Annotated in this window: 24 protein-coding genes; 18 read left to right on the top strand and 6 right to left on the bottom strand. The window is 72.0% G+C overall.

The window, feature by feature from the left end:
• The first annotated feature begins 125 nt into the window (after positions 1 to 125).
• From AC0680_RS30245 to AC0680_RS30220, 6 genes are all read left to right on the top strand, one after another.
• Positions 126 to 1106: an EamA family transporter gene (locus AC0680_RS30245; protein ID WP_478634977.1), complete on the top strand. Its 981-nt coding sequence runs from the start codon at positions 126 to 128 to the stop codon at positions 1104 to 1106.
• Positions 1107 to 1254: 148 nt separating this feature from the next.
• On the top strand, positions 1255 to 3078 hold the full coding sequence (locus AC0680_RS30240) for a TIGR03767 family metallophosphoesterase (RefSeq protein WP_478634974.1): 1824 nt from the start codon (positions 1255 to 1257) through the stop codon (positions 3076 to 3078).
• A 147-nt stretch (positions 3079 to 3225) separates the two neighbouring features.
• On the top strand, positions 3226 to 4197 hold the full coding sequence (locus AC0680_RS30235) for an alpha/beta hydrolase (protein WP_478634973.1): 972 nt from the start codon (positions 3226 to 3228) through the stop codon (positions 4195 to 4197).
• The gene (locus tag AC0680_RS30230; protein ID WP_478635077.1) at positions 4190 to 5356 is read left to right on the top strand and encodes an acyltransferase family protein; all 1167 of its coding nucleotides are present in this window, start codon (positions 4190 to 4192) and stop codon (positions 5354 to 5356) included. The genes AC0680_RS30235 and AC0680_RS30230 overlap by 8 nt, the downstream gene beginning before the upstream one ends.
• Before the next feature lie 10 nt (positions 5357 to 5366).
• Positions 5367 to 6740, top strand: a complete 1374-nt coding sequence (locus AC0680_RS30225; RefSeq protein WP_478634970.1) for a sensor histidine kinase — start codon at positions 5367 to 5369, stop codon at positions 6738 to 6740.
• Positions 6737 to 7408, top strand: a complete 672-nt coding sequence (locus AC0680_RS30220; RefSeq protein ID WP_478634968.1) for a response regulator — start codon at positions 6737 to 6739, stop codon at positions 7406 to 7408. Before AC0680_RS30225 ends, AC0680_RS30220 begins: the two co-directional genes overlap by 4 nt.
• 110 nt (positions 7409 to 7518) lie before the next feature.
• Here the strand turns inward: AC0680_RS30220 and AC0680_RS30215 are convergent, their stop codons facing one another.
• Together AC0680_RS30215 and AC0680_RS30210 are read right to left on the bottom strand one after the other, a co-directional pair.
• Positions 7519 to 8391, bottom strand: a complete 873-nt coding sequence (locus AC0680_RS30215; protein ID WP_478634965.1) for an HpcH/HpaI aldolase/citrate lyase family protein — start codon at positions 8389 to 8391, stop codon at positions 7519 to 7521.
• Positions 8392 to 8397: 6 nt separating this feature from the next.
• Positions 8398 to 9471 carry an HpcH/HpaI aldolase/citrate lyase family protein gene (locus AC0680_RS30210; RefSeq protein WP_478634962.1) on the bottom strand — a complete coding sequence of 358 codons (1074 nt, stop codon included), beginning with the start codon at positions 9469 to 9471 and terminating at the stop codon, positions 8398 to 8400.
• 400 nt (positions 9472 to 9871) lie between these two features.
• Here AC0680_RS30210 and AC0680_RS30205 point away from each other — a divergent pair, with 400 nt between their 5' ends.
• The 9 genes from AC0680_RS30205 (at position 9872) to AC0680_RS30165 (ending at position 18737) form a co-directional block, all read left to right on the top strand.
• A complete protein-coding gene (locus tag AC0680_RS30205) occupies positions 9872 to 10648 on the top strand; it encodes an IclR family transcriptional regulator (protein ID WP_478634960.1) in 777 nt (258 codons plus the stop codon).
• A gap of 241 nt (positions 10649 to 10889) precedes the next feature.
• Positions 10890 to 11603, top strand: coding sequence for a dihydroxyacetone kinase subunit DhaL (dhaL, locus tag AC0680_RS30200; protein WP_478634958.1), 714 nt, complete (start codon positions 10890 to 10892; stop codon positions 11601 to 11603).
• 92 nt (positions 11604 to 11695) lie between these two features.
• Positions 11696 to 12805, top strand: a complete 1110-nt coding sequence (hppD, locus tag AC0680_RS30195; RefSeq protein WP_478634957.1) for a 4-hydroxyphenylpyruvate dioxygenase — start codon at positions 11696 to 11698, stop codon at positions 12803 to 12805.
• Positions 12802 to 13977, top strand: coding sequence for an alpha-hydroxy acid oxidase (locus AC0680_RS30190; protein WP_478634955.1), 1176 nt, complete (start codon positions 12802 to 12804; stop codon positions 13975 to 13977). The genes hppD and AC0680_RS30190 overlap by 4 nt, the downstream gene beginning before the upstream one ends.
• The gene (locus AC0680_RS30185; RefSeq protein WP_478634952.1) at positions 13974 to 14885 is read left to right on the top strand and encodes a phytanoyl-CoA dioxygenase family protein; all 912 of its coding nucleotides are present in this window, start codon (positions 13974 to 13976) and stop codon (positions 14883 to 14885) included. The genes AC0680_RS30190 and AC0680_RS30185 overlap by 4 nt, the downstream gene beginning before the upstream one ends.
• The gene (locus tag AC0680_RS30180) at positions 14882 to 16201 is read left to right on the top strand and encodes an aminotransferase-like domain-containing protein (RefSeq protein WP_478634951.1); all 1320 of its coding nucleotides are present in this window, start codon (positions 14882 to 14884) and stop codon (positions 16199 to 16201) included. Before AC0680_RS30185 ends, AC0680_RS30180 begins: the two co-directional genes overlap by 4 nt.
• Positions 16198 to 17139 (top strand): DMT family transporter, encoded by a 942-nt coding sequence (locus AC0680_RS30175; protein ID WP_478634949.1) that lies wholly within the window; start codon positions 16198 to 16200, stop codon positions 17137 to 17139. The genes AC0680_RS30180 and AC0680_RS30175 overlap by 4 nt, the downstream gene beginning before the upstream one ends.
• A gap of 84 nt (positions 17140 to 17223) precedes the next feature.
• Positions 17224 to 18309 (top strand): prephenate dehydrogenase, encoded by a 1086-nt coding sequence (locus tag AC0680_RS30170; RefSeq protein ID WP_478634946.1) that lies wholly within the window; start codon positions 17224 to 17226, stop codon positions 18307 to 18309.
• A gap of 53 nt (positions 18310 to 18362) precedes the next feature.
• On the top strand, positions 18363 to 18737 hold the full coding sequence (locus AC0680_RS30165; protein WP_478634945.1) for a 5-carboxymethyl-2-hydroxymuconate Delta-isomerase: 375 nt from the start codon (positions 18363 to 18365) through the stop codon (positions 18735 to 18737).
• A 27-nt stretch (positions 18738 to 18764) separates the two neighbouring features.
• Here AC0680_RS30165 and AC0680_RS30160 read toward each other — a convergent pair whose 3' ends face one another.
• Positions 18765 to 20036, bottom strand: a complete 1272-nt coding sequence (locus AC0680_RS30160; RefSeq protein ID WP_478634942.1) for an MFS transporter — start codon at positions 20034 to 20036, stop codon at positions 18765 to 18767.
• A 102-nt stretch (positions 20037 to 20138) separates the two neighbouring features.
• On the opposite strand from AC0680_RS30160, the gene AC0680_RS30155 reads away from it, so the two are divergent.
• The gene (locus tag AC0680_RS30155) at positions 20139 to 21047 is read left to right on the top strand and encodes a LysR family transcriptional regulator (protein WP_478634941.1); all 909 of its coding nucleotides are present in this window, start codon (positions 20139 to 20141) and stop codon (positions 21045 to 21047) included.
• Positions 21048 to 21058: 11 nt separating this feature from the next.
• Here AC0680_RS30155 and AC0680_RS30150 read toward each other — a convergent pair whose 3' ends face one another.
• Positions 21059 to 22204: a hypothetical protein gene (locus AC0680_RS30150; RefSeq protein ID WP_478634939.1), complete on the bottom strand. Its 1146-nt coding sequence runs from the start codon at positions 22202 to 22204 to the stop codon at positions 21059 to 21061.
• Between the two features lie 45 nt (positions 22205 to 22249).
• Positions 22250 to 23857, bottom strand: a complete 1608-nt coding sequence (locus AC0680_RS30145; protein ID WP_478634937.1) for a hypothetical protein — start codon at positions 23855 to 23857, stop codon at positions 22250 to 22252.
• Between the two features lie 251 nt (positions 23858 to 24108).
• Between AC0680_RS30145 and AC0680_RS30140 the strand changes: the two genes are divergently transcribed.
• The gene (locus tag AC0680_RS30140; RefSeq protein ID WP_478634935.1) at positions 24109 to 24924 is read left to right on the top strand and encodes an endo alpha-1,4 polygalactosaminidase; all 816 of its coding nucleotides are present in this window, start codon (positions 24109 to 24111) and stop codon (positions 24922 to 24924) included.
• Between the two features lie 17 nt (positions 24925 to 24941).
• Here AC0680_RS30140 and AC0680_RS30135 read toward each other — a convergent pair whose 3' ends face one another.
• Positions 24942 to 25286 carry a hypothetical protein gene (locus AC0680_RS30135; protein WP_384430275.1) on the bottom strand — a complete coding sequence of 115 codons (345 nt, stop codon included), beginning with the start codon at positions 25284 to 25286 and terminating at the stop codon, positions 24942 to 24944.
• Positions 25287 to 25490: 204 nt separating this feature from the next.
• Between AC0680_RS30135 and AC0680_RS30130 the strand changes: the two genes are divergently transcribed.
• The gene (locus tag AC0680_RS30130; protein WP_478634934.1) at positions 25491 to 26207 is read left to right on the top strand and encodes a hypothetical protein; all 717 of its coding nucleotides are present in this window, start codon (positions 25491 to 25493) and stop codon (positions 26205 to 26207) included.
• Positions 26208 to 26249 lie beyond the last annotated feature (42 nt).

The following is a 26249-nucleotide window of genomic DNA, read 5'->3' as shown; positions in this document are numbered from 1 at the left end:
GCGTCGCCGGCAGATCGCCCACGCCCCGGGACACGACCGCCCGACAGGCGGTCGGACCCGGTCGGCCCTCCGCACGACCACCGGCCCCGCCATCTGCCCGGGGCCCCGAAACCACGGACCGAGGAATGCAGCAACACAGCGCCGCCCAAGGACTGTCCGCCGTCGCAGGCAAGGTGCCCGCGCCCTGTCTCGTCCTGGCCGGCGTGTGCGGGCTCCAGTTCGGTGCGGCCCTCGCCCCGCGCGCATATCCGCAGGCAGGGGCCGCGGGCGTGGTGTTCCTGCGGCTGCTGATCGCCGGCGTGATCCTCTGCGTCCTATGGCGCCCGAAGCGCCGGGCGCTGAGCTCGACCAAGGGGGCCTGGAAGACCGTGCTCACCGCCGGGACCCTCCTCGCGGGACACCACATCGCCTTCTTCGAAGCCGTTGACCACCTCCCCCTGGGGATCGTCGCCACGATCGAATTCCTCGGCCCCTTCACCATCGCCCTGGCCGGCTCCCGCCGCGCGGTCGACCTGCTCCCCGCCTGCCTGGCCGCGGCCGGCGTGTTCCTGCTGAGCGGCACGGGCTCCGCCTCCCTGCCCGCGGTCGGCCTCGCCCTGGCCGCCACGGCGGCCTGCTGCTGGGCCGGATACATCCTCGTCTCCGCGCGCATGGCCACCCGCCTCAGCGGCGGCCAGGGCCTGGCCGTGGCCATCGCCTGGGCGGCCCTGCTCAGCGCCCCCTACGGCATCGCCCACGCCGGCAGCGCGCTGCTGGACCCACACGTCCTGGGGGTGGCGGCCGTCGTGGCGGTGGCCTCCAGCGTGCTCCCGTACTCGCTCAACCTGGAGGCCATGCGCCGTATCCCGCCACGCGTCTTCGGCGTGCTGACCAGCCTGGAGCCGGCCGCGGGCGCGCTGTTCGGCCTGCTCATCCTCGGCCAGTACCTCGCCTGGCCCCAGTGGGTCGGTATCGCCGCGGTCGCCTGCGCCTCCATCGCGGCCACGTACCGCGGTGCCGGGAAGCGCAGGACGTCCCGCGTCCGGGCCGCCGGCACCTCCCCGCTCGGTGAGACAACCGCGCGCAACGACGCCGAAGTCCCCCAGGGATGTTCCTCAAGCCCCTAAGCGGACCAGACCGACCGGCGATCGGTGTTCCGCGTTCCGGGCCCGTTCAACTGCCGGCCACGAGCCTCCCGCAGAGTTCGGAATGAGAGATTCCGAATCTTGGTGACACCGCTGTGGCCGGGTCCGCCCGCCACCGCAGGAGGGCCCCATGGCCGGCATTGACACCACCACCGACCGTCGTCGATTCCTCTTCACCTCCGGTGCCGCGGTCGCCGCGACCGGCGCCGCCTTCGCACTCCCCCACATCAGTCGCAGCGGCACGGACGCGGGCGCCGTGCCGGCACAGCGCGGCGGCACCGGCCCGTCGGCGGCACGCCCGCTCTCCGGGCGAGGCGCACCGTATGGGACCACCACCTTGGAGACGACCGCCCGGCTCGCCGGCCGTGGTGGCTACCGGCGCATCGCCCCCGGCCCCGGATGGCCCCTGGTCGTACGGGGCGAACTCGCCACCGCCAGGGCCGCTCGCCGGGACCGGCGCACCGCCCTGGCGTGCTTCGTCCAGTTCACCGATCTGCATGTGGCCGACGTCCAGAGCCCGTTGCGGACCGAATTCCTGCGCGCCGGGTCCCCGGGATCGTGGCGGGGGCAGGAGGCGCTGTCCGTGGCGGGCGCGGTGTCGCTGGTGGAGCAGGTGAACGCGTTGGGCGGCGGCCCCCACACCGGCCGGCCGCCGGCCTTCGTGATGTCCACCGGCGACAACATCGACAACCACTCGATGGTGGAGCTGGAGTGGTTCCTCACCGTGATGAGCGGGGGCCGGATCACTCCCAACACCGGCGACCCGGCGGCGTACGAAGGGGTCCAGAACTCCGGCCTCCCGCTGTACTGGCATCCCGACGACGGCCTGCGCGACCAGGACAAGCGGCGTGGCATGCCGCGGATACCCGGCTTCCTCGACGCCGCGATCCGCCCGGTCACCAGCCCCGGCCTGCGCATCCCCTGGTACTCGACGCCCGGCAACCACGACGACCTCCCGGGCGGTTGCCTGGCTCCGCAGGACCCTCAGCTCGTCGAGTACATCACCGGGGCGCGCAAGCTCTTCTCCGTGCCGGACGCGGACGTGGCCGCCTTCGCCAAGGTGCTGGAGACCGGCGACGATCCCAAGAGCACCGTGCTCAAGGACATCCTGCGTCGCAACTCCGCCAGGGCGCGGACGGTGACGGCCGACGACCGCCGGCGCCCGGCCACGCCGCACGAGTACCTGCGCGCGCATCTGGACCCGGCCTTCGCGGGTGCGGGGCCGGTCGGGCACGGCTACACCGAGAACCACCTGGACGGCGACCGGATGTACTACTCCTTCCCCATCGCGGACGAAGTGGTGGGCATCAGCATCGACACCACCTACCGCAGCGGCCACTACGAAGGATCACTGGGAACCGAGCAACTGCGCTGGCTGGAGCGGACGTTGGCCGCACACAGCGCGCGCCACTACGACGCGGACGGCCGGGTGGTGCGCAACCCCGGCGGCGACGACGCGTACATCCTCGTCTTCAGCCACCACCACAGTCCGAGCATGACGCGGCGCCCCGACGCGGCCCGCACCGACGAGACCCGGCACGACGGCGCGGAGGTCATCGCGCTGCTCAGCCGCTTTCCGAACGTGGTGGCCTGGATCAACGGGCACAGCCATGTCAATCGCATCACCCCGCACGCCCATGCCACCCCCGCCCGCTCCTTCTGGGAGGTCAACACCGCCTCCCACATCGACTACCCCCAGCACGCACGGCTCCTCGAACTGGTCGACAACCACGACGGAACGCTGTCGCTGTTCACCACGCTCATCGAATCGGCCGCGCCGTACCGCACGGACTTCGACGACCTGTCCGCCGTCGGGCTGGCGTCCCTCTACCGGGAGCTGTCCTACAACGCGCCCGGTCTCGCCGACCGCATGCCGGCGCCCGGCGCGGTCCACGAGGTGATGGCGGGCACGGCCGTGGATCGCAACACCGAACTTCTCCTGCCCCGGGCATGACGGCGGGCCGGAGGGCGGACCCCTACCCCCCATACCTGAGAGCCAGGCCGTAAGTACGCTCCCTGGCGGGACGTGGACCAAGCGGTGTGATCCATAGCTTCGGTACCGGAAGCACCACCGGCTTCCGGTACGGAAGGATCACCGCTCATGGCGTCCCGCCCGCGCGGCCAGCGTCTGCTGCGCACCCTGCTCGCCACTCTTGTCGCCGCCTCGGTGGCCGTGCCCGTCTCGGGTGCGGCGCGCCCCGCGGCCGTCCCGGCGCCCGCTCCGGCCGACCCCGGCCCGCTGCGCTCCACCACGCCGGGCGCGCTCGCCGCGCGGTACGCCGTCAACCGCGACGGCATCCGCGCGGCGGAGCGGATGGCCGCCGGCCACGGCGACCGGAGGCGGGCCGCCGCGCTGCGCGCCATGGCGGCTCCGGCGCGGCAGTTCCTGTCGTTCGACGGCCGCGGCGGGGGCCGCACCACCGAGGTCCTCGGCGACCTGGCGCGGGCCGAGCGGATCGCCGTACTGGTGCCGGGGTCCGACACCAGCCTCGACACCTACGAGCGCTTCCGGGCCGGTGCGCGGGCGCTCCACCACGAACTGGACTCCCGCACCGCCGTCATCGCCTGGCTGGGCTACGAAACGCCGGGCACGCTGAGCACCGAGGTGCTGACCCCCGCCCTCGCGGCGGATGCCGCACCGCAACTCGTGCGATTCGTCGGCGAGTTGAACAGGGCACGGCCGACCGCGCGGGTCTCCGTCCTGTGTCACTCCTACGGCTCGGTCGTCTGCGGGCGGGCCGCGCCGGGCCTCGCCGTGGCGGACATCGTGCTGTACGGCAGTCCCGGTGCCGGCTCCGACGGTGTCGCCGCGCTGCGCACCCGGGCGACGGTCTGGGCCGGGCGCGGCGCCGACGACTGGATCGCCGACGTGCCGCACGGGCAGATCCCGCTGCCGTTCGGCACGCTCGGGCTGGGCGAGGACCCGCTCTCCCCGGCCTTCGGCGCCCGGATCTTCCCGGCCGGTTCCGGCGGCCACAGCGACTATCTCCGCCCGGGATCGGTGTCGCTGGAGAATCTCGCGCGGATCGTCTCCGGACGCCTGCCGGCCGAGAAGCGCCACCGTGCTGCGTGATCTCGTCCAGCGGATCGACTCCGCGACCCCGGTCGGCCGCGACCGCACCATCGACGCACTCCGCGCGCTGGCCATCCTCGGTGTGGTGCTCGGGCACTGGCTGGTGACCGCCCTCGTCGTCGACAGCGGCACCGTGCACGGGGCCAGCCCGCTGCAGTATCTGCCGCAACTGGCCCCGGCTTCCTGGGTGCTGCAGACCCTGGCGGTCTTCTTCCTGGTGGGCGGGCAGGCGGCGGCGCGCGGTTACGCCGCCGCCCGGGGCCGGGGCGGGTCCTACCGGCGGTGGCTCGGCGCCCGGATGGCGCGGCTGTTCCGGCCGGTTGCCGCGGTGCTGGTGGTCTGGAGCGCTGCGGCGGTGGTGATGCTGGCATCCGGGGCCGGTGTGGAGACGGTGCGGACGCTGGCCAAGCTGGTGCTGTCGCCGATGTGGTTCCTGCTGGTCTTCGCCGCGCTGACGGCGGCGACGCCGCTGGTGACCAGGCTGCACCCGCTGTGGGCTCTGGCCGTCGTGCTGCACGTCGACCTGGTCCGGTTCGGTCTGGGCGGGCCCGCCTGGCCGGGCTGGATCAATGTGGTGGCCGGGTGGCTGGTCCCGTACTGCCTGGGGGCGTTCTGGGCGCGGGGCGAGCTGCGGGAACGCCGGACCGGATGGGCGCTGCTGGTCGGGGGCGCCGCCACCGCCGCCGGGCTCGTGCTGTGGGGCGGCTATCCGGCCGCCATGGTCGGGGTGCCGGGCGCCGGGATCTCCAATCTCAACCCGCCCACCCTCGCGGCCGTCTGCTTCGGTCTCGCGCAGTGCGGGGCGGCGCTGCTGGTGCGTGATCGGCTGCGCCGGGCGCTGCGGCGTCCCGCGGTGTGGGCCGCGGTGGCGCTGCTGAACCTGTCGGCGATGACGGTGTTCCTGTGGCATCAGACCGCGATGATGGCGGTGACGGCGGTGGGCCTGCTGGCCGGCCGGCCGTTGCCCGGTCTGCACACCGTGCCCGACGGCGCCGGCTGGGTGCTCGCCCGGCTGGGCTGGCTGCCGGTGTTCGCGGTGGCGCTGGTGGTGTGCTGGGCCGCGTTCCGTACGTACGAGCAGGGGCGGCGGGCGAGCCGTGGCGGCAGCCGGGTGGTGCGCGAGCAGCGCTCCGTTCCGGTGGCAACGGGGCGGGGCTAGGGTGGATCTTGTGAACGAGGGGGCCGGGGACGGCGGGGGACGGCGGCTGCGGGCCGCCGCGGGGACGGCGTTGCGCACGCTGCGCGGGGATCTGTGGACCGTGGCGCGGGATCCGTTGCCGCGCATGCGCTGGCTCGGACGGCTGCCGCACGCCCATGTGGTGCTGTTCGCGGTGCTGATGTTCCTGCTCAATGCAAATGACTACCAGGAGTTGCTCGGCGGGGAGGCACACCGGGACGAGACGTTCCCGACGCGGGTGCTGCTGCTCCTCGTGCTCCAGACGGCGGCGGCCGTCCTCGCGTTGAGCCGCCCGGTCCTCGCCTGGTGGCTGTCGACGCTCGCGCTCTTCCTGACCGCACAGGTCGCGGAGCCCGTCGTCGACCACGACAGTCTGTGGCCCTGGAGTGTCGCGGGGGTCGCACTGCACACCCTCGTGCTGCTCCTCCTCGCGCTGCGGGTCCGCCCCCGCGTCGCGGTCGAGGCGCTGGTGGTCACGCTCCTGGCGGGGATGGTCAACATGGCCTTCGCCTCCCCCGTCGCCCCCGCCCCGGCACCGGGCGGGCACAACGACGACCTGACCCGCGGCGCGGTGAGCTTCGCGACCGCGGTGGTGGTCGGCGCCTCGCTGCGCATCAGCCGGGTGGCCCGTAACCGGCTCGTCGTACAGGAGGAGCTCACCGCCGAGGAACGGGCCCGCCGCACCCTGCTGGAGGAGCGTGGCCGGATCGCCCGCGAGCTGCACGACGTGGTCGCCCACCACATGTCGGTGATCTCCATCCAGGCACAGGTCGCTCCGCATCTGGTCGACAACCCCTCGGACGCGCTGAAGGAGAACCTCGCGGGCATACGGGAGAACGCCGTCGAGGCGCTGACCGAACTGCGGCGCGTACTGGGCGTGCTGCGCTCGGAGGAGGCGCCGTCGCAGGAGGTGCGGCACGCCCCGCAGCCCACCCTCGACCGGCTGGACGAGCTGATCGGCAAGGTGCGCTCCGCCGGGGTCGCAGTCACCGTCGAGACCACCGGAGAGTCGCGCCCGCTGGCTCCGGGCGTCGAGCTGTCGGCGTTCCGCATCGTGCAGGAGGCCCTGAGCAATGCGATGCGGCACGCGCCGGGGGCGGCGGTGCGGGTGACGATCGGATACCACGCCGACGGGCTCGCGCTCCGGATCTCCAATGCCGCGGCGGACGGCCCCGCCCCACCTTCCCCCGGATCCGGGCACGGCCTGCTCGGGATGCGCGAACGCACCGCCATGCTCGGCGGTGAACTGGCCGCGGGTCGCACCCCGGACGGCGGCTACGAGGTGACCGCGCTGCTGCCCGACAACGCCCACCGCCCCTCCGCCGCCCCTGGTTCCCCTGATTCCCCCGTTGAGGACACCCGATGACGACCATCCGCGTGCTGATCGCCGACGACCAGGTGATGGTCCGTCAGGGCTTTACGGTGCTGCTCAACGCCGAGCCCGGCATCGAGGTGGTCGGCCAGGCCGTCGACGGCCTGGACGCCGTCGCCAAGGTCGCCGAACTCGCCCCGGACGTCGTCCTGATGGACGTCCGAATGCCCCGGCTCGGCGGTATCGAGGCGACCCGCCGGCTCACCGAACCGGACGGCGCCACCGTCAAGGTGCTGGTCCTGACGACCTTCGACCTCGACGAGTACGTGTACGAGGCGCTGCGCGCGGGCGCCTCCGGCTTCCTGCTGAAGGACGCCTCGGCCGCCGAACTCGCGCACGCGGTACGGGTGGTGGCCGCCGGTGAAGCACTCCTCGCCCCGAACGTCACCAAGCGGCTGATCGCCGAGTTCTCCCGGGTCACCAGGACCCCCCGCACCCCGCTCAAGGACCGCGTCGGCGACCTGACGGAGCGGGAGACCGAGGTGCTGTCGTTGATCGCGCAGGGACTGTCCAACGGCGAGATAGCCGAGCGGCTGGTGGTGGCGGAGCAGACGGTGAAGAGTCATGTGGGCCGGATCCTGGTCAAGCTGGGACTGCGCGACCGGACGCAGGCGACCGTCTTCGCCTACGAGACGGGGCTGGTGCGGCCGTCGGGGTACTGAGCCGAGGGGCCGGTCACACGACGAAGAGCGACGGCTGCCCGGGTGCGCGTTTCACGCACCAAGGCAGCCGCCGCGTCTCGTGCCCGGAAGGCCCCGTCAGGTCCCGGAACTCATCGCCCGGCGACCGCCGCGGCCAGCGCGAGGATCCGGCGGGCGTCCTCGACGTGCAGATTCTCGATCAGCCGCCCGTCGACGGTGGCGACTCCGCGTCCCTCACGGGTGGCTTCGTCGAACGCGTCGATGATCTTCCGTGCGCGGTCGATCTGGTCGGCGGACGGGGCGAACACCCGGTTGCACGGCTCGACCTGCGAGGGGTGGATGAGCGTCTTGCCGTCGAAGCCGAACTGCCGTCCCTGAACGCATTCGGCCTCAAAGCCCGCGGCGTCCTTCACGTCGTTGTAGACGCCGTCGACGATCACCTTGCCGGCGTCGCGGGCACCCAGCAGCGCCAGCGACAGTCCGGTCAGCAGCGGGGCGCGGCCGGGGACGTGTTCGGCGTGGAGCTCCTTGGCCAGGTCGTTGGTGCCCATCACCAGTACGGTGAGCCGCTCGCTGGCGAGGGCCACCGCACGGGCGTCGAGCATCGCACGGGGCGTTTCGACCATCGCCCAGATGGCGGTGTGGTCCGGGGCGCCGGCCGCTTCGAGCGCGCGCTCGACCTCCCGCACGGTGTCGGCGGAGTCCACCTTGGGCACCACCACCGCGTCCGGGCCGGCTTCGGCGGCGGCCCGCAGGTCGTCGGCGTGCCAGGCGGTGCCCGGTGCGTTGACCCGGATCGTCACCTCGCGGTAGCCGTACTCGCCCGAGGCCGCCGCGGCGGCGACCCGCTTGCGGGCATCGGCCTTGGCGTCGGGGGCGACGGCGTCCTCCAGGTCGAGGATGAGGGCGTCCGCGGGGATGGACTTGGCCTTCTCCAGGGCGCGTTCGTTGGCGCCCGGCATGTAGAGCACGGAGCGGCGCGGCCGCAGGGTCGCGTCGGACATGGGAACTTACTCCTTGTTCTGCCGGGTGTCGGCCGCCGCGTAGGCGTCGCGCAGCTCGGGGTCGCGGGCGGCGAGGGTGTCCGCCAGCTGGGCGACCACCTGGCACTGCTTGTACGTGGCGTCGTCCTGCATCTTGCCGTCGATCATCACCGCGCCGGTGCCGTCGCCCATCGCCTCGATGACCCTGCGGGCCCAGGCGACATCGGCGGGCGCGGGCGAGAAGACCTTCTTGGCGATCGCGATCTGCACCGGGTGCAGGCTCCAGGCGCCGACGCAGCCGAGCAGGAAGGCGTTGCGGAACTGGTCCTCGCAGGCGGTGGTGTCCTTGATGTCGCCGAACGGCCCGTAGTACGGGAGGATGCCGTGCGCCGCGCAGGCGTCGACCATGCGCGCGAGGGTGTAGTGCCACAGGTCCTGCTGGAAGGTGGCCCGCGGCGCGGCGTCGTCCTGGCCGTGCGGGTCCTCCCGGACGAGGTATCCGGGGTGTCCGCCGCCGACGCGGGTGGTCTTCATCCGACGGCTGGCGGCCAGGTCGGCGGGGCCGAGCGAGATGCCCTGCATCCGGGGGCTGGCTCCGGCGATCTCCTCCACGTTGGCGACGCCGGTGGCGGTCTCCAGGATGGCGTGCACCAGGATCGGCCGCTGGATCTGCGCCTTCGCCTCCAACTGCGCGAGCAGCCGGTCGACGTAGTGGATGTCCTCGGCGCCCTCCACCTTCGGCACCATGATCACGTCCAGCTGGTCACCGATCTCGGTGACCAGCGTCAGCAGGTCATCCAGCGCCCACGGCGAGTCCAGGCTGTTGATCCGGGTCCACAGCTGCGTCTCGCCGAAGTCCGTTTTCTTGGCGATCTCCACCAGGCCCGACCGGGCCGCCTCCTTGCGGTCGGCTGCGACGGCGTCCTCAAGATTGCCGAGCAGTACGTCCACGGTGGGGGCGATGGCCGGCACCTTGGCCGCCATCTTCTCGTTGCCCGGATCGAAGAAGTGGATCATCCGGGACGGCCGGAAAGGTACTTCACGCACGGGTGTCGGCGCGCCGACGGCCAGCGGGCGGAAGAAGTCCTTCGGAGAGCGCATGCAGTCTCCCTGGTCGGATCGAGGGGTGCGGGGCCACCGCCGGGTGTCCGGCGGCGCCATCCGGCCTCACTTTAGGCCCGCCGGGCGGTGACGCTACTGATCAGTATGTGTGCTGTTGGTCACCGAACGGCTCAGGTGAGCGCGGTCGGACGGCTCGGGCGAGGGCGCGGCCGGGCCCTGCCGCGGTGCCGGGTCTCGTCGGTGGCTTCGGCGACGGTGTCGGGCCTCCTCGTGCCTTTGGCCGTGGCGGAACCGACCGGCCGCTCGACCAGGGCCGCATACCCGGGGCGATCTCCGCAGCGGGGGCGACGCACGTACGATGCCAACCAGCGGTGTCATGAACGAGGACCCTACGGTTCGGAACGCCGTTCAGCAATACCGAATCGAAAAGGGAGTGTTCATGGTCCAGGCGGTGCACAGGGCGATCCGCGTTCTCCGGGAACTCGCCACGGCGACACCGCGCTTGGGCGTGACGGAACTGGCCGACCGCGTCGGGGTGGCGAAGCCGACCGTCCACGCCCTGCTGCGCACCCTGGAGGCGGAGGGGATGGTCGTCCAGGACCGCGAGACGGGCAAGTACCAGCTGGGCCCGGGCCTGGTGACGCTGGGCAACGCCTACCTGGACTCGCATGAGCTGCGCACCCGCGCGGTGACCTGGGCCGATCTGCTCGCCACCCAGGTCGGTTCGGCCGTGTGGGTAGGTCTTTTGACGGGCAGTCAGATACTGGTCGTCCACCACGCCTTCCGGCCCGGGGGGTCGGTGCAGACGCTGGAGACCGGAGCCACCCTGCCCTGGAACGCCTGCGCCCTGGGCAAGGCCGTCGCGGCGTTCCTGCCCGCCGAGCGGCGCGCGGGGCTGCTGGCGGGCGAGCTGCTCCGGGTCACCGGCTCCAGCATCGACGACCCGGAGCGGCTGGCGGCCCAGCTGGACCGGGTGCGGGAGAGCGGATTCGCGGTGGACGACCAGGAGTTGACCCTGGGCGACGCCGGCATCGCGGCGCCCGTGTTCGACCGCACCGGCGATGTCGTGGGGGCCCTCGGACTGGTCGGCCCCGTCGAACACCTGCTGACCGACACGGCGCGCCAGGAGTGCGCGATCGCGGTCCGCCAAGTCGCCCGCAGCCTGTCGCGGGACCTCGGCGCGCCGCGCAACGCGGGCCTGCGCGCCTGCGACTGACGCCCCTTCCGCGACCCCTCGGGGTTCTCATCGGCGGTTCATCGACTCGCCGCCCCGGAGGGGTGGTTCACACCCGGATCCGCTACCCGTACGACCACTGCGCCGGAATCCCTTGACGGGGCCGGGGTCGCTGCGTTTTGCTTCTAGGGCATTCGGCAATGCCGAACAGCTTTCGGAAATGCGTCGGCTATCCGGCTCGCTGCGCAACGCTGCGGCACGGGGGATAGAAGGAGCGCCTGCCATGCAGGACCCTGCCAAAAAGTTCGACAACCTACCGCGCCCTGACGGCGCACACGCCGGAAGTCCGGTGGACGTCCCGTTCGTTCTGAACTGGATGCACCGCACCACCGCGGCCATGGACCGGCAACAGGAGCACCTCACCCGGCTCGATGCGGCCATCGGGGACGGGGACCACGGGACCAACATGGCCCGTGGCTTCGCCGCGGTGCGCGCCGCACTCGGCGGGGCCCCGCCGCCCGCGGCCCCGGTCGGCGCGCTGCTGGTGACCGCGGGCAACTCACTGGTCTCGGTGGTCGGGGGCGCCTCCGGTCCGCTCTACGGCGGGGCGTTGCGGGCCCTCGGCGAGGCCCTCGGCGCCTCGCCGGAGGTCGGGACGGGTCGGTTCGCGGCGGGACTCGCCGCGGCCCTCGCCACGATGCAACGGCTGGGTGCCGCCGTACCCGGCGACAAGACCATGGTCGACGCGTTCTCCCCCGCGGTCGGCGCGTTCCGCGACGCGGCGGACTCCGGCGCCGGCCTCCCCTTCTGCGCACAGGCCGCGGCCCGGGCGGCCGAGGCCGGTATGCGGGCCACCGTTCCGCTGCAGGCCAGAAGGGGCCGGGCGGCGTACCTGGGGCTGCGCAGCATCGGCCACCAGGACCCCGGTGCCACCTCGACCGCCGCCGTCTTCCACGCCCTCGCCGAGGCGGCGGGGGCGACTCCCCCTTCGCCCTGACGCCATAGCGACCTCCCTCCCCCCCGCAGCCATCCGCCGCCGGGTCGGTCCGGCGTGCCCGTACCCCCTCCCGAACGAGAGATTGGATCACTGTGACCGCGCATTCCATCGACCACGTGGAGTTCTTCGTAGGGGACGTCAACCAGGCATCCCACTACTACTGCGCGACCTACGGCTTCCGGGTGGTGGCCGAGGCGGGCCCGCTCACCGGGCTCGCCGGCGCCCGCTCGCTGGTGCTGGCGCACGGCGGGGTCCGCCTGGTGCTGACCTCCGCCCTGCACGCCGACCACGCCGCCTCGCACTTCGTCCGCAGGCACGGCGACGGCGTACGCGATGTGGCCCTGCGGTCCACCGACGCGGTCGGCGACTTCGAGCGGGCGGTGGCCGCCGGGGCCGACCCCGTCGCGACGCCCGAAACGTTCGAGGCCCGCGGGGGGCGGGTCGTCCGGGCCACCGTCGCCGCGACCAACGACCTGGTCCACACCTTCGTGCAGCGTGACGACCCGTCAGGTGACTTCCTGCCCGGGCGCTACCTGCCGGTCATCGACGAGGTGGCGCCGGACCCCGGGCTGCTGCGGTCGGTCGATCATCTGGCCCTGTGCCTGCGCCCCGGTTCGCTGGACACCATGGTCGACTTCTACCGGCGGGCACTGGGGCTGCAGCACACCTACGACGAGTACATCGTCGTCGGCGGCCAGGCGATGGCTTCGAAGGTCGTCCAGGACGAGACCAGGGGCATCACCTTCACCATGGTGGAGCCCGACCCCGTCGGCGACCGCGGGCAGCTCCACGACTTCCTCGACGGCTTCGACGGACCGGGCGTACAGCATGTCGCGTACGGCACGGACGAGATCGTCCGTGCGGCACGCGAACTGCGCGGCTCCGGAGTGGAGTTGCTCTCCGCGCCGGCCGGCTACTACGCCACGCTGGCCGAGCGCGGGATCGAGGTGGACATCGACCCGGCGGTGCTGGAGGAGCTGGGCCTGCTGGCCGACCGCGACGAATGGGGCCAGCTGGTGCAGGTGTTCACCCGGTCCCCCTACGCCCGCCGGACGGTGTTCTTCGAGCTGATCCAGCGGCTTGAGGCCCGCACCTTCGGCAGCGGCAACATCAAGGCCCTCTACGAGGCCAAGGAGCGCGAGCGGGCGGCCGATCCGCAGGCCGCCGTCCCGGTCGGCGCCGCGACGCGGGCCGGCGCGTGAACGCGCGGACCGACCGGGCCGCGCCCGCGCACCCCTCCGACGGCCCGGAGCAGGAGCCGCTGTCCCCGCGGGACTACGCGACGGCGGCCCGGGCCAAGCTGGACCGGGCGGTGTGGGACTACATCGCCGGCGGCAGCGGCGACGAGGTGACGCTGCGCGACGAGCGCGCGGCGTACGACCGGTACCGGCTGCGCCCCCGGACCCTGGTCGATGTCTCCTCCTGCGAACTCGGCACCACGCTGCTCGGCCGTCCGGTGGCACTGCCCGTCGGCATCGCGCCCATGGCGTACCACCGCCTGGTCGACGCGGAGGGCGAGACCGCCACCGTCCGCGCGGCCGGTGCCGTGGGCGCCCTCACGGTCACCAGCACCTTCGCCAGCAGGACGCTGGAGGAGACCGCCCGGGCCGCGTCCGGCCCGCTGTGGCTGCAGCTCTACGTCCTGCGTGAGCGGAAGGTGACCGAGTCGCTGGTGCGACGGGCGGAGGCGGCGGGCTACCGGGCCCTGGTGATCACCGTCGACGCCCCGCGGATGGCACGCCGGGAGCGCGACCTGCGCAACGGCTTCCATCTTCCGTCCCACATCCGGCCGGTCAACCTCGACGACGACCACGCCGGCGGACTGCACACCGGCCGCGCCGGCGGCTCGGCGCTGGCCGCGCACGCCGACCGGCACCATGACGCCGCGTTCACCTGGCAGGACCTGGCCTGGCTGCGCTCGCTGACCGGCCTGCCCCTGGTCCTCAAGGGCGTACTCACCGCGCGGGACGCCCGGCAGGCGGCCGGCCTCGGAGTCGAGGGCCTGATCGTGTCCACGCACGGCGGCCGCCAACTCGACGGCGCCATCGCCGCGTTGGACGCCCTGCCCGAAGTGGTCGCGGCGGTGCCGGACGAGTGCGAGGTGCTCGTCGACGGCGGCATCCGCCGCGGCACGGACGTACTCAAGGCGCTGGCGCTCGGGGCCCGCGCGGTGCTGGTCGGCCGCCCGGTCCTGTGGGGCCTGGCGGTCGGCGGCGCCGCCGGCGCCGAACACGTCCTGACCACGCTCCGGGACGAACTGGCCGAGGCGATGGCGCTGAGCGGCCACCCCGGCCTCGAAACGATCGGCCCGGACCTCCTCCACCGCTCCCCCGACCCCGCATACCCCACCACCGACGACAGGGACATGGCATGACGAACGCACCGCACCCGCTGACCGCCGCCGAACAGGCCCTGCTGCCCACCGACGAAGAGGTGGAGTTCTATCAGGAGCACGGCTGGTATCTGTCGAAGAAGCTGCTCACCGACGAGGAGGTCGACCTGCTGAACGCCGCCGCCGACCGCTTCTACGCCGGCCACCGGGACCGCACCCTGCCCACCCGGCCGCCGCGGCTGGCGTACTGGGAGCCCGAGCAGGGCGATGTGCACCGGCACAACGACTACATCTTCTACGAGGACGACGCCATCCGCAGCGTCCTGGCCAAGCCCGTCATCGCGGCGGTCGCGGCCCGGATCGCGCGGAGCAGCCAGATACGGCTGTGGAACAGCACCCTCATCCACAAGCCGCCGCGGGCGGACGACGCCCGCAACATCGTGCCCTGGCACTTCGACCGGCACTACTGGCAGACCTGCTCCTCCGACGAGATGCTCACCGCGTTCATCCCCTTCCACGACTGTGACGAGGAGATGGGGACGATCACGATGATCGACGGCAGCCACCGCTGGAAGGAGATCGGCGGCGACGACTCCACCAGCCGGCACTTCGCCGAGCGCGACCGCTCGGAACTGGAACAGATGCTCACCGAGAACGCCGCACACAACCAGGCAGAAGTACGCAAGGTTCCGGTCGACATCCCCAAGGGGCACATCAGCTTCCATCACTGCCGCACCTACCACGGCAGCGGCTACAACGTCAGCGACCGCCCCCGCCGCGCCATCTCGCTGCATCTGCAGGACCGGACGAACCACTGGCGGCACTTCGGGCTGTCCTCCGGCGAGCGCGTGGTCTACAACAACGATGTGCTGGTCCGCGCGGACGCGCACGGCAACCCCGACTACACCGACCCTGAGTTCTGCCCCGTCCTCTGGGAGGACCCCCGGTGACCGACGCCTCCCCCACCACCGTGCTGTCGGCCGAACGGCTGCACGGCTCGCTCGGCGACCCGCTGATGGAGGTGATGAACTTCCTCAACGAGGTCACCTCCCGCTACCCGGAAGCGATCTCCTTCGGCCCCGGCCGCCCGTACGAAGGGCTCTTCGACGTCGACCGGATCGGCGACTACCTCGACGCCTACAAGCGGTACCTCGCCCAGGAGGCGGGCCGCACCCCGGACGAGGTCCGCACGCTGCTCTTCCAGTACGGGCGCACCAACGGCCAGATCCACGACCTGGTGGCCCGCGCCCTGCACAACGACGAGGGCATCGAGGCTGATCCGCGGTCCCTCGTGGTGACCGTGGGCTGCCAGGAGGGGATGTTCCTGGTCCTGCGGGCGCTGTTCGCCGACCCCGCGGACGTGCTGCTGGTCTCCTCCCCCTGCTATGTCGGCATCACGGGAGCGGCCCGGCTGCTGGACATCGAGACCGTGCACGTCCCCGAGGGCGAGCGGGGCGCCGACCCGGACGTGCTGCGCGAGACGGTCGCCGCACTGCGCGCGGCCGGCAAGCGGCCCCGCGCGTTCTACGTGGTGCCGGACTTCTCCAACCCCACCGGCACCTGTCTGCCCACGGCCGCCCGCCGTCGGCTCCTGCAGGTGGCCGACGACGAGGATCTGCTGCTCCTGGAGGACAACCCGTACGGCTTCTTCACCCGCACCGGCACCGGCCTGCCCACGCTCAAGGCGCTGGACACCAGACGGCGGGTGATCTATCTGGGCTCCTTCGCCAAGACCTGCTTCCCCGGTGCCCGGGTCGGCTATGTGGTCGCCGACCAGCACGTCCGGGCAGCGGACGGCGGACACACCCTCCTGGCGGACGAACTGTCCAAGATCAAGGGCATGGTGACGGTGAACACCCCGGCGCTCAGCCAGGCGGTCATCGGGGGCATGCTGCTCACCCACGACTTCCGGCTGCGGGAGGCCAACAAGCCGGCCGCCGACTTCTACCAGGAGAACCTGGCGGTCCTGCTCGACAGCCTCGACACGCTGCTGCCACGTGAGCGGCGGGAGGCGGCCGGCATCGGCTGGAACGTGCCCGAGGGCGGGTTCTTCCTCACCCTGACCCTCCCCGTCGCGGCGGACAACGCTCTCCTGGAGGCGTCCGCCCGCGAACACGGAGTGATCTGGACGCCGATGAACTACTTCTACCCGGCCGGAGACGGCGGTCGCCGGCAGATACGTCTCTCCCTGAGCTATCTGACGCCGGAGCAGGTCGCCGAGGGTGCCCGTCGGCTGGTGGGGCTGCTCGAACGGAGCTGCCTGTGAACGCCGTTCTGTATGTCGTGACGGTGCTGATCTGGGGCTCGACCTGGCTGGCGATCAAGGGCCAGCTGGGCGATGTGCACCCCACGGCGTCGATCGCGTACCGGTTCGCGCTGGCCGCCGTGATCCTGCTGGCGTGGGCCCGTGTGCGCGGACTGCCGCTGCGCTATCCCCTGCGGGTGCACGGTCAGTTCGTCCTGATGGGCGGGCTGATGTTCTCCACCAACTTCGTCTGCTTCTACTTCGCCGAGCAGCATCTGGCCACCGGCCTGGTCTCGATCGTCTTCGCGATGTCGCTGCTGGTGAACATGGTCTTCGCCCGCCTGTTCTTCCGGCGGACGATCACCACGAAGATGCTGGTCGGCGGGGGTGTCGGGCTGCTGGGGATCGTCACCGTGTTCTGGCCGGAGTTCCAGAACTTCGGGCACTCCTCCGGCTCGGGACAGGGCATCGTGCTCTCGGCCGTCGGGACCCTGGTCTTCTGCCTGGGCAATGTGGTGTCCGGCAGGACCCAGGCCGCGGGTGTTCCGGTGGTCCAGGGCACCGGTTACGCCATGGCCTATGGAGCGCTGCTGATGGCGCCGTTCGCCGCGGTCTTCGGCCACGGGGCGCTGTTCCAGCCCACGTTGAAGTACACCGGGTCGCTTCTCTACCTCACCGTCTTCGGCTCGGTCGTCGGCTTCGGCGCGTATCTCACCCTGCTCGGCAGGATCGGGGGTGAGCGCGCCGCCTACGCGATGGTGCTCTTCCCGGTCGTGGCGCTGCTGCTCTCCACGGTGTTCGAGGCCTTCCAGTGGACGGCGCGGGACCTGGCGGGCGTCGTACTGATCCTGATCGGCAACGCCGTGATGCTGGCCGACCCCGCGCTGCTGCGGCGGCTGGCCCGCCGGCCGGTCGCCGCTGAGCCGGAGCCGGCAGCGCAGGCGTCGGCCGACCGGTAGCCCCCTGCCGGACCCGTGCGGACCCGCACCTGCCGGGCCCGCACGGGTCCGCCGCCCACCCCCTGATGGCCGAGGAGCCTTTCCTTGCATACCGCTGCAGTCGTCGGCACCGGTCTCATCGGTACCTCGATCGCCCTGGCACTGACGGGCCGGGGAGTGACCACCCATCTGATCGACCACGATCCCGACAGCGTGCGCCTCGCCGCCGCACGCGGAGCGGGCACACCCGAGCCGCCGTCGGCGCCGGTGGACATCGCCGTCATCGCCGTGCCGCCGTCGCTGATCGCCCGGACCGTCGCGGACCAGCAGAAGGCCGACCTGGCCCGGGTGTACACGGACGTGGCGAGCGTGAAGTCCCTGGTGCACGCCGAATGTCTGGCCCTCGGCTGCGACACCACCACCCTGGTGGGCGGGCATCCGCTGGCCGGCCGGGAGCGCTCGGGCCCGCTCGCGGCCCGCGCCGATCTCTTCCAGGACCGCCACTGGGTGCTCACCCCCACCCCGGAGACCGGCGAGCACGCGCTCAACCGCGCCTTGGAACTCGTCTCGCTCTGCCGTGCGGTGCCGGTGCTGCTGGATCCGCCCGACCACGACCGTGCCGTGGCGCTCGTCTCCCACCTGCCCCACCTGATGGCGAGCCTCACCGCCGCCCGTCTCCTGGACGGCGAGGACTACGCGGTGCGGCTGGCCGGCCGCGGCGTACGCGACGTCACCCGGGTCGCGGCCGGCGACGCCGCCCTGTGGGCGGACATCCTCGCCGCCAACGCCGCCGCGCTCGCCCCGCTGCTCGCCGAGCTCAGCACGGACCTGGAGACCGCGGCCGACGCACTGGCCCGTCTGGCCGGCGACGACCCGGAACCGCAGCGCGACGCGCTGACCGACCTGACCGACGTACTGCGGCGCGGCGTCGGGGGCCGGGCCCGTATCGCGCCCTCGTACGGCGGCGGCGCGGCGCATCCCCGCACCGTGCTGTCGGTCGCCGTCGGCGGCCAGCATCAGGAACTCGGCCGGCTGCTCGACGACGTGGGCGAGGCCCGGCTCGACCTGGAGGACATGGTCCTTCCGGAGGCACCGGCGTCGCCGGACGGCTCGGTCGGGCTCGTGGTGGCCCCGGACGTCGCCCATCCACTCACCGAAGTACTCAGAAGACGGGGCTGGGCGGTCCGTTAGTGTCCCCCCACATGCACCTGTCGGTGTCCACCAGTTGGAAGGAGAACGAGAGAATGCCGCACATACTCGTCGACTACGACGAAGCACTGCAGGAGTCCTTCGATCGCCGTGGCTTCGCCCGCGAACTGCACAAGCTGGCCGCCGAGACGGTCGACGGCATCACCATCGAGAGCTGCAAGACGCGTTTCCGCCGCGTCGACGAGGCCGTCATCGCCCACGACGAGCCCGGACACGCCCTGATCCATGTGGAGTTCGCGATCCTGCCCGGGCGCAGCACCCAGACCAAGTCGGCGCTGAGCCAGGCGGTCCTGGACCTGGTGCGGCGCCACACCGCATCGGCGGGTGCCGTGGCGGTGCACGCCTCCGTGGACGTACGCGACCTCGGCGCGGCGTACGCCAAGCACGTGGCGCCGGCCGGGGACCGCTGACGGTCCTCGTCTCCGTCGAGTGCGCCCTCAGCCGCCGTCGCGGTTCAGCAGCCCGAGCACCGCGCAGACCAGCACCGCCAGCAGCGCGCCCGCCCCGAGGAGCGCCGGTATCCCGAGCGTGGCGGAGGACAGTGCGGCAAGGGCGTACGGAGTGAACATGCCGGTGTAGGCCAGCGTCCAGAACAGGGAGGTCAGGCGGGCCAGGTGTGCCCGCGGGGCGAGGGCGGCGACCTCGGTGAGGCCGAAGCTCAGGGTCAGCCCGTAGCCGGCGCCGAGGATCGCGGCGGCGGCCAGGGCGAGCCACGGCTGCTCGGTGGCCGCGGCGGGTGCGGCGCAGGCGAGCCCGCCCGCGATGACCAGGAGGCCGGCGACCCCGTTGGCCAGCCGGTGCCGGGTGGCGAGGTGCCGGGCCAGTGGCTGGACGACCAGCCCCGCACCGGGGACGACGGCGGTGGCGACGCCGGCGTAGACGGTCTGCCACCCCGTCATACCGCCGTCGACCAGGCTTGGCAGGGTCACGAAACCGATCGTCGGGGCCGCGAACACCCAGGGTGCGACCGGCAGTACGGCCCGCCAGAACCGCGCCCGCGGGAAGGCCTCCGGTGCGGCGGGGGCGGGGCCGGTTCCCCCGGTCGGCCGGGGCCGCGCCGGCCGGGACTCCGGCGCGCCCCATGCGGCCGCGCCCGCCCCGACGGCGAGGGCGAGGTGCGGCAGATACGCGGTGAGCATCGGGTACGGCGCCCACTGGGCGATCAGTGAGGCGATCAGCCCTCCCGAGGCGAAGCCCGCGGAGACGAACATCCCGGACCGCTTGGCGGCCGTGCCCGGCGAGGCGGTCGGGTCGTACGGAGGTGAGGACAGTTCCTTGACCCATGCGCTGCCGGCGGCCAGCAGCGCGCCCGCGCCGAGGCCGGTCAGGAAGCGGCCCGGCAGCAGGCACCAGGTGGCGGCCGAGCCGGCCATGAGCAGGAAGGTCGACATCAGGTTGACCCCCAGGGCGAGGAGCGCGACGGGGCGGCGGCCGCACCGGTCGGCCAGTGGGCCGCCGGTCAGCAGCCCGGGGATCAGACCGATGACGTACACCGCGAACAGGCCGGTCACCGCGGACTGCGACAGGCCCACCTCGGTGCGGTAGGCGCCCAGCAGGGCGGAGAACTGGTTGGCGCTCCAACCGGAGGCCAGCATCATGCAGGCGACGCGTCGTCCGTAGCGGCGCGGCGGTGGCGTGCGGGCGGGATCGTCGATGCGGTCGGCGGCGGACGGTTCGGGGCGCGCCGGAGGATTGACTGTGCTGCTCATGGCGCTCAGTCTCACCACCGCCGGTCCGTCGGCGCGGCCCGCGTTCACGAATCGTGAATGCCCGTGCGGGCGCCGCCCACCTGTGCGTTTAGGGTGGCTGACATGGACCTTCGCTTGCTGTCGTCCTTCCTGGCGGTGGTCGAGGAAGGACATTTCAAACGGGCGGCCGCGCGGCTGTTCCTCTCCCCTCCCGCGGTCACCCAGCATGTGCGGCAACTGGAGAGTGAGCTCGGCACCCGGCTGCTGCACCGCAACCCGGTCTCCCCCACCCGGGCCGGAGCACGGCTGGCCGGCCACGCGCGTACCCTGCTGGCCGCCGCGAACGCCGCGCTGGACGACGTCGCCGAGGTCATACGCGAGCCCCTGGACGAGGTCACCCGCCCGCTGCGGATCGGCATCATGGGCCATGGTTCGGCGGAGCTGACACCGGCCGCGATCAACGCCTACCGTCGGGCCCGCCCCGGCGTCCCCGTCGAGCTGCGGCAGCTGAACTTCACCGAACACGTCACCGCGCTCACCGAGCACCGGGTGGACGTCGCGTTCGTGCGGCCGGCACCGGACGACGAGCGGGTCGTCGCGGACGTGCTCACCACGGAGCAGCGCATCGTCGCGGTGCCGGCGGCGTCGGCGATCGCGGACGCCCGTGAGGAGGGGGTGCGCGTGGCGGACATCGTCGACCTGCCGTTCGTCCGGGTACCGGGTCACACACCGGCCCCGTTCACCGACTACCTGTACTTCGATCATGAGGCGCAGCGCCGCAGCCCGGACTGTGCGCTGACGCCCCACGAGGTGCTGACCGGCGTGATCACCGGTCGCGCGGCCGGCTCGGGGCTTAAGTCCTTCGCCCGCTACTACGCGTGGCCGGGGGCGGCGTTCGTTCCGGTGCTGGACGCCCCCTGGGAGAGCAGCTACCTCGCCGTACGGGCGGACGACGCCGATCCGGAGGTGAAGATCTTCCGGGCCCTGACCATGGCCCTGGCGCCGGAGTTGAGGCCCCGCATCGAGCGGTGAGCGCGGTGCCGTCAGGCGTTCCGGGTGGGCCGCAGAGCCCGCCCGGGTGCGGTGCCGAGGTATCCGTACGCGGAGAACGCGCTGGCGAGGAAGGCCTCCTCCGGGCGGGCGAGTTCGGTGGCGACGTCCTGTTTGCAGGCGGTCTGCGGCTCGGTGGTGCTCTGGCCGAAGCGGCAGGCGATAGCCATGAGCTTGATGGTGATGAAGTCGGCGATCTGGGCGCCGTACTGGATGGGCCGGCCGTTGATGGTGATGTCGCCGACGGTGAAGTCCTTGCCGGCGGGGACCTCGTAGACGGCGCGTACGCGGTGGTCCGCCTCGCCGCGCTCATAGGTCCAGTAGCTCTGCGGGTCGGAGCCGTCGGGGGTGGCCCAGCCCTCGGTGGACAGGCCGTCGAAGTAGAGGCCTACGGGGTCGGCGAGGCTGATGGACGCCTTCTGGCGGGCGAGCGCGTTGACCGACGCGCCGATGTGGGGGTCGCTGTTGCGCTCGGCCTGGCCGTAGGCGCTGCACTTGATGAGCTCCTGTTCGGCGGTCAGCTCCGTTCCGTCGACGACCCGGCGGATGGTGCCCGCGGCGGCCAGTTCGATCTCCGCGGCAAGGGTGTTGTTCTTCTGGATGAGGTGCATCGCACCGTTGGTCGTGGTGCTGTTCCACTTGTTGGCCCGGTCGTACTCGCCGTTGACGAAGAGGTCGCTCTCCTGCACGTCGGGGCTGATGTGCCGGCGGTAGAGGCGGAGCACGGTCTCCGGGCTGGTCTTCGCGAGGACGTCCCAGTACTCGGGGCTCTCGCAGGTGAAGGCGGCCTTGGTGATCTTGCCGTCGCGGCGGGTGACGCTCCACTCGCAGTACTCGTCCTGGGCCTTGCGGCTGGCCTCGGCCTTCTTCCAGCGCTGCGCGTCGGAGGTGGAGCTGATCTTGAGGATACGGGGGAAGGCCGTCCAGCTGACGGTGGCGGTCCGGGCGTCGGCGGCGGTGTCGGTCTTGGTGAGGTTGTAGAACTGCGACCGGGGGCTGTCGTGGAGCACCTCGCCGGGGTCGGGGCCCTGGATGGCGGCGTCGATGTTGTCCGAGACGAAGACGTCCCAGGCCTTGCGGCCGAATTCGCCGAGGTCGGTCAGTCCGCCGGGGGGTCCATAGCTGCTGATGGTGGTCATGGTGGTGGTGCTCCTCGTATCTGTGCGGTCGCGGTGGCGGCGCCTTCAGGGCTGATCGGTCACGGTGGCGTCCTCGCGCATCCGCAGCGGCGGCGCGGTGGCGGGGATGTCGGTGGTGGGCAGGGTCAGCTCGAATTCGTGGAGCTTCATGGCCTTGAACTGCCTGCGGCGTGACTCGGCCAGCAGGACGTAGTCGTCGAAGCCTTCTTGTGTGGTGATCCGTTGCCGGACCCTCGCCAGGTAGTCGGTGAGCCGCCGGGAGAAGTCCTCGCGCCAAGTGGCTTCCGGGCGGCTCCAGTTCGCCGCGAACTGGGCTTCGGGGCTGTAGGCGGTCAGCTGGCCGGCGGCCGCCAGGATCCGCTGGGCGATCCGGTCGCCGAGTCCTTCGGCGGCGGTGGCCTCGGCGGGCACGTACCGCATCAGCCGTGCGCGGTGGGCGCTGAAGACGGGGTTGGGGAAGTCGACCATCAGCGCGCAGGCGGCGAACTTCGGTGAGATCAGTCCCTGTTCGCACATGGCCCGTACGACGCTGTTGTCCTCCAGGGCTGCTTCGGGCACCACGAAGGCGAAGAAGGTGTCCCCGGGCCGGCTGAAGCCGCTGGCCTTCTCCTCCAGCCGGAAGCCGAAGGTGTCGAGGCTGTTGGCGTAGAGGGTGGCGGTGGTGGCCGGGACGGTGGCGTCCACCTCGATCCCGAGGTCGTCGAGCAGCGCGTCGTTGTTCAGCCAGAAGCCCATCGGCAGCGGCAGCGGATCGTCACCGCCGCGGCCGACGGCCGCGCTCTGGGTGGCGGTGCTGGTGAGGTTGACGGCCGTCGTGGTGAACAGCTGGCGCAGGAGGTGGTCGGGGTTCTCCACGGTGGCGCCGGCGGTGACCGCGCGCAGCCTGGCCCGCGTCCAGCGGTCGATCTGGGAGCGGACCGTCGATTCCAGGTTCTCCGCGCCGATCACCCGCTGGTACAGGGGGTTGGCCCGCAGGGGGTCGTCCGCGTCGAGTTGGATGGCGGCGGACTGGGACTGCCAGTTGATCCAGGGTTGCTTCAGTTCCTTCATCACGACGCTGCCGTTGACGTGACTGTCGAAGCAGCCGCTGCCGCGCGAGGCGGCGGCCAGCGCGTCCCAGGAGGTGCCGGTCCACACCCAGGCGGGGGTGATCCGCATGTAGTAGTTGAAGACCTGGTTCGCCTCGTCCCAGGCGGCGACCTGGAGGAACGTGGTCCTGGGGTCGCTGTTGGCGCCGGTGCTGATCAGCAGGTCGGCCTCGTTGCCCCGTACGGCGTAGGTGAGGGCGAAGCGGATGTCCCGCCGCAGGTGCGGTGCGTCGGCGGGCGGGATCGTTCCGGACTCGCTCACGAGGTAGACCTTGGGCTGATCCGGGACGCGGGGAAGTCCGTCCAGGAGTTCCTCCACGGCCATGGGGAAGGTGTTCCGCTGGAAGAACAGGGTGGCCATGGGGTCCCCCAGGGCGGAGAGTTCCGCCTTGCTCACTTCCCTGGCGTGCCGGTCCACTCCGCTCACCCTGCGGTAGAGCCGGCTGTCCCGCAGTGCGGGATGTCCGGGCCCGAGGTCGTCCGCTTCACTGCTTTCTTCTAATTGTCCGTCAGGGCCGCGCAGCCAAGCCGTCGCCCGGCGCCGTTCCGAAAACTCCTCGGGCATTCCCGTCCTCTCGCCACCCGCCCGGTTCAAGGAAATGAAAGCCGTCATTTCCGCTGGATCAGAAGTTTTGGTGTCCGGTGGCAGTATGAACGTCGTATGTAAAAGACCCGCTGAGCCTCGCCGCTGCGCGTCCGACGCCATGCGATCGCGTGAGGGGGAAAGGGGCCGAGTAGTCGAGCGGAGATTCGCCCTCGGGGGGAGCGGCTGATGGGCCGTTCGGGAATCCCGGCCCCCACGCGTAGGCTCCGGCCATGCCCCCGCTCCGCCCCTTCGCCATCGGCGCCGGTGTCCTGGCCCTGGCTCTCGGCACGGCGTGCTCCGCCACCCGCCCCCAGCAGGACACCGGCTCCGTGCGGCCGCCGGCCGCGAACGCCGTGTTCGACTACCAGCTCGGCGGCGCCTATTCACCGCCCCGCACGGTACGGGCCGTCGCCCGCGACCGCACCGCCAAGCCCGTTCCCGGTCTCTACAACATCTGCTACGTCAACGCCTTCCAGGCCCAGCCCGACGCCGTCGACGGCTGGCAGGCCCGCCACCCCGAACTCCTGCTGCGCGACGAGGGCGGAAAGCCCGTCATCGACCAGGACTGGGACGAGCCGCTGCTCGACATCTCCACCGCCGCCAAACGCGAGGCGCTGATGGACGTCGTCGGTCCCTGGATCGACGACTGCGCCAAGGCCGGATATGACGCCGTGGAACCCGACAACCTCGATTCCTACGAGCGCTCCCGGAACAAGCTCACCGCCCGCCATGCGGCCGCCTTCGCCGAACTCCTCGCGCGCCGCGCGCATCAGCGGAAACTGGCCATCGCCCAGAAGAACACCACCGATCTGCTGCCCCTGCGCGAGTGCATCGGCTTCGACTTCGCCGTCGTCGAAGAATGCACCCGCTACAAGGAATGCAGCGATTTCGCGGACGCCTACGACAACAGGATCTTCGTCGTCGAGTACCGGAAGAAGGACTTCGCCGCCGCCTGCCGCTCCTGGGGCGAGAGCCTGTCCATCACCCTGCGCGATCGCGATGTCCGGCCGTCCGGCACCGACGGCTACACCGACGAGCACTGCTGAGCCGTCGCACGGCCGGACTAGGCGGTCTCATGCCCGACGGCGGTGCCGTTGATCTTCTCGATCGCCTGCCGGGCCTGTTCCTGCGGGGAGCGGGCCGGCAGCGTCGACACGGTCGTCCCGGCGACGGCCGGCTGCGCCCGCTGCTCCTGCGGCACCGTCTTGGGCTGGGGCGCCGGCGGCCGGATCCGCAGCCGGTGACTGGCGGCCTCGTCCAGGGTCACCGGGCGCTTCACCCGGGCCGCGAGGCGGGCCGCATCCTGGCCCAGCGCGGCGACGTCCTCCCACGTCAGGCGCACCACCAAGGACACCTCGGCGTCGCCGTCCGGCAGCGCCTGGATCGATGGGAAACCAGGGTCGGTCATGAGCCCTCCTCGCATCGTGGACCGGTGCCCTACAGGGGCACGGCTATCAAGGGATACGGAAGTCCGCCCGCCTCCGTTCACCTCGATGTGTGCCCGGCCCATGCCAGGGGCGCATTCGCCCCGGTCTCCGTGCGCCCTGCCCGACTGTCACACCCGGCCGTCACCATGGCAGGAGCAGCCCACCACCGGCTTGGAGGCCGACTGATGGACGCCCAGCGCCTGGCCCGGCTCGACGACTCCGACTACGAACAACTGGTACTCGACCACGCCCATCCCCCGGCGCGCGACCCGGACGTCTGGGCGGTGCTGATCGACCCCGCCCTCATCGACCGCACCCGCGGCGCCCTCAACACGCTCTTCCAACGCAACTCGTCGGTGCTGCGCAAACGGCGGGAAGAGCGCGAGCAGTTCCGGCTGGCGTGCTTCGCCCGCGGGCAGGCCGGCAAGGAGGAGTGGTTCGCTTCGAAGCGGGAGTACGACGCATGGCGGCACCGCGCGGCGAACTTCAGCCGGACGGTGCAGAACGCCCTGTCGGAGATCAACAAGGCGAAGAAGGACCTCAACCGTTCCCTGAACCACCAGGTCGCCCAGAACCACCGGGACCGCCTGCGCGACCTCGCCCTCGCCGTGCACAAGCACCAGGCCGCGCACGCCAGGGCCGGCGGCATCGCCGAGCAGGCCGACTACGAACTGTGGCGCGCCCTGGACCAGATCACGGTGCCGATAGGGCCGGCGAGCGAGCCGACGTCGCTGCGGACGATGCTCGACATCTACTGGACCGATGTGACACCGGTGGCCCAGGCCGACGAGCAACGTGCGGGCGCGGAGCGGACGATGCGTACGGCGCCGGGCGGGCAGGCCGCACGGTTCAGCGGCGTGCCCCGGGCCCGGCACGTGGACAACGGCAAGCACCTCGCCTGACCCGAGCTGCCGCCCCGGCCCTCCGACGGTCGCTCGCCACCG

The organism is Streptomyces sp. NPDC043738 (genome assembly GCF_056436545.1).
Note: the sequence above shows the minus strand (reverse complement) of the source record. Positions and strands in the feature narration are given on the sequence as shown.

Coding starts and splice junctions, on each gene's coding strand:
- AC0680_RS30215 (WP_478634965.1), bottom strand. CDS start 8,391: ATGTCCGACGCGACCCTGCGGCCGCGCCGCTCCGTGCTCTACATGCCG.
- AC0680_RS30220 (WP_478634968.1), top strand. CDS start 6,737: ATGACGACCATCCGCGTGCTGATCGCCGACGACCAGGTGATGGTCCGT.
- AC0680_RS30150 (WP_478634939.1), bottom strand. CDS start 22,204: ATGACCACCATCAGCAGCTATGGACCCCCCGGCGGACTGACCGACCTC.
- AC0680_RS30210 (WP_478634962.1), bottom strand. CDS start 9,471: ATGCGCTCTCCGAAGGACTTCTTCCGCCCGCTGGCCGTCGGCGCGCCG.
- AC0680_RS30135 (WP_384430275.1), bottom strand. CDS start 25,286: ATGACCGACCCTGGTTTCCCATCGATCCAGGCGCTGCCGGACGGCGAC.
- AC0680_RS30205 (WP_478634960.1), top strand. CDS start 9,872: ATGGTCCAGGCGGTGCACAGGGCGATCCGCGTTCTCCGGGAACTCGCC.
- AC0680_RS30185 (WP_478634952.1), top strand. CDS start 13,974: ATGACGAACGCACCGCACCCGCTGACCGCCGCCGAACAGGCCCTGCTG.
- AC0680_RS30245 (WP_478634977.1), top strand. CDS start 126: ATGCAGCAACACAGCGCCGCCCAAGGACTGTCCGCCGTCGCAGGCAAG.
- AC0680_RS30160 (WP_478634942.1), bottom strand. CDS start 20,036: ATGAGCAGCACAGTCAATCCTCCGGCGCGCCCCGAACCGTCCGCCGCC.
- AC0680_RS30235 (WP_478634973.1), top strand. CDS start 3,226: ATGGCGTCCCGCCCGCGCGGCCAGCGTCTGCTGCGCACCCTGCTCGCC.
- dhaL (WP_478634958.1), top strand. CDS start 10,890: ATGCAGGACCCTGCCAAAAAGTTCGACAACCTACCGCGCCCTGACGGC.
- AC0680_RS30130 (WP_478634934.1), top strand. CDS start 25,491: ATGGACGCCCAGCGCCTGGCCCGGCTCGACGACTCCGACTACGAACAA.
- AC0680_RS30145 (WP_478634937.1), bottom strand. CDS start 23,857: ATGCCCGAGGAGTTTTCGGAACGGCGCCGGGCGACGGCTTGGCTGCGC.
- AC0680_RS30155 (WP_478634941.1), top strand. CDS start 20,139: ATGGACCTTCGCTTGCTGTCGTCCTTCCTGGCGGTGGTCGAGGAAGGA.
- AC0680_RS30240 (WP_478634974.1), top strand. CDS start 1,255: ATGGCCGGCATTGACACCACCACCGACCGTCGTCGATTCCTCTTCACC.
- AC0680_RS30140 (WP_478634935.1), top strand. CDS start 24,109: ATGCCCCCGCTCCGCCCCTTCGCCATCGGCGCCGGTGTCCTGGCCCTG.
- AC0680_RS30165 (WP_478634945.1), top strand. CDS start 18,363: ATGCCGCACATACTCGTCGACTACGACGAAGCACTGCAGGAGTCCTTC.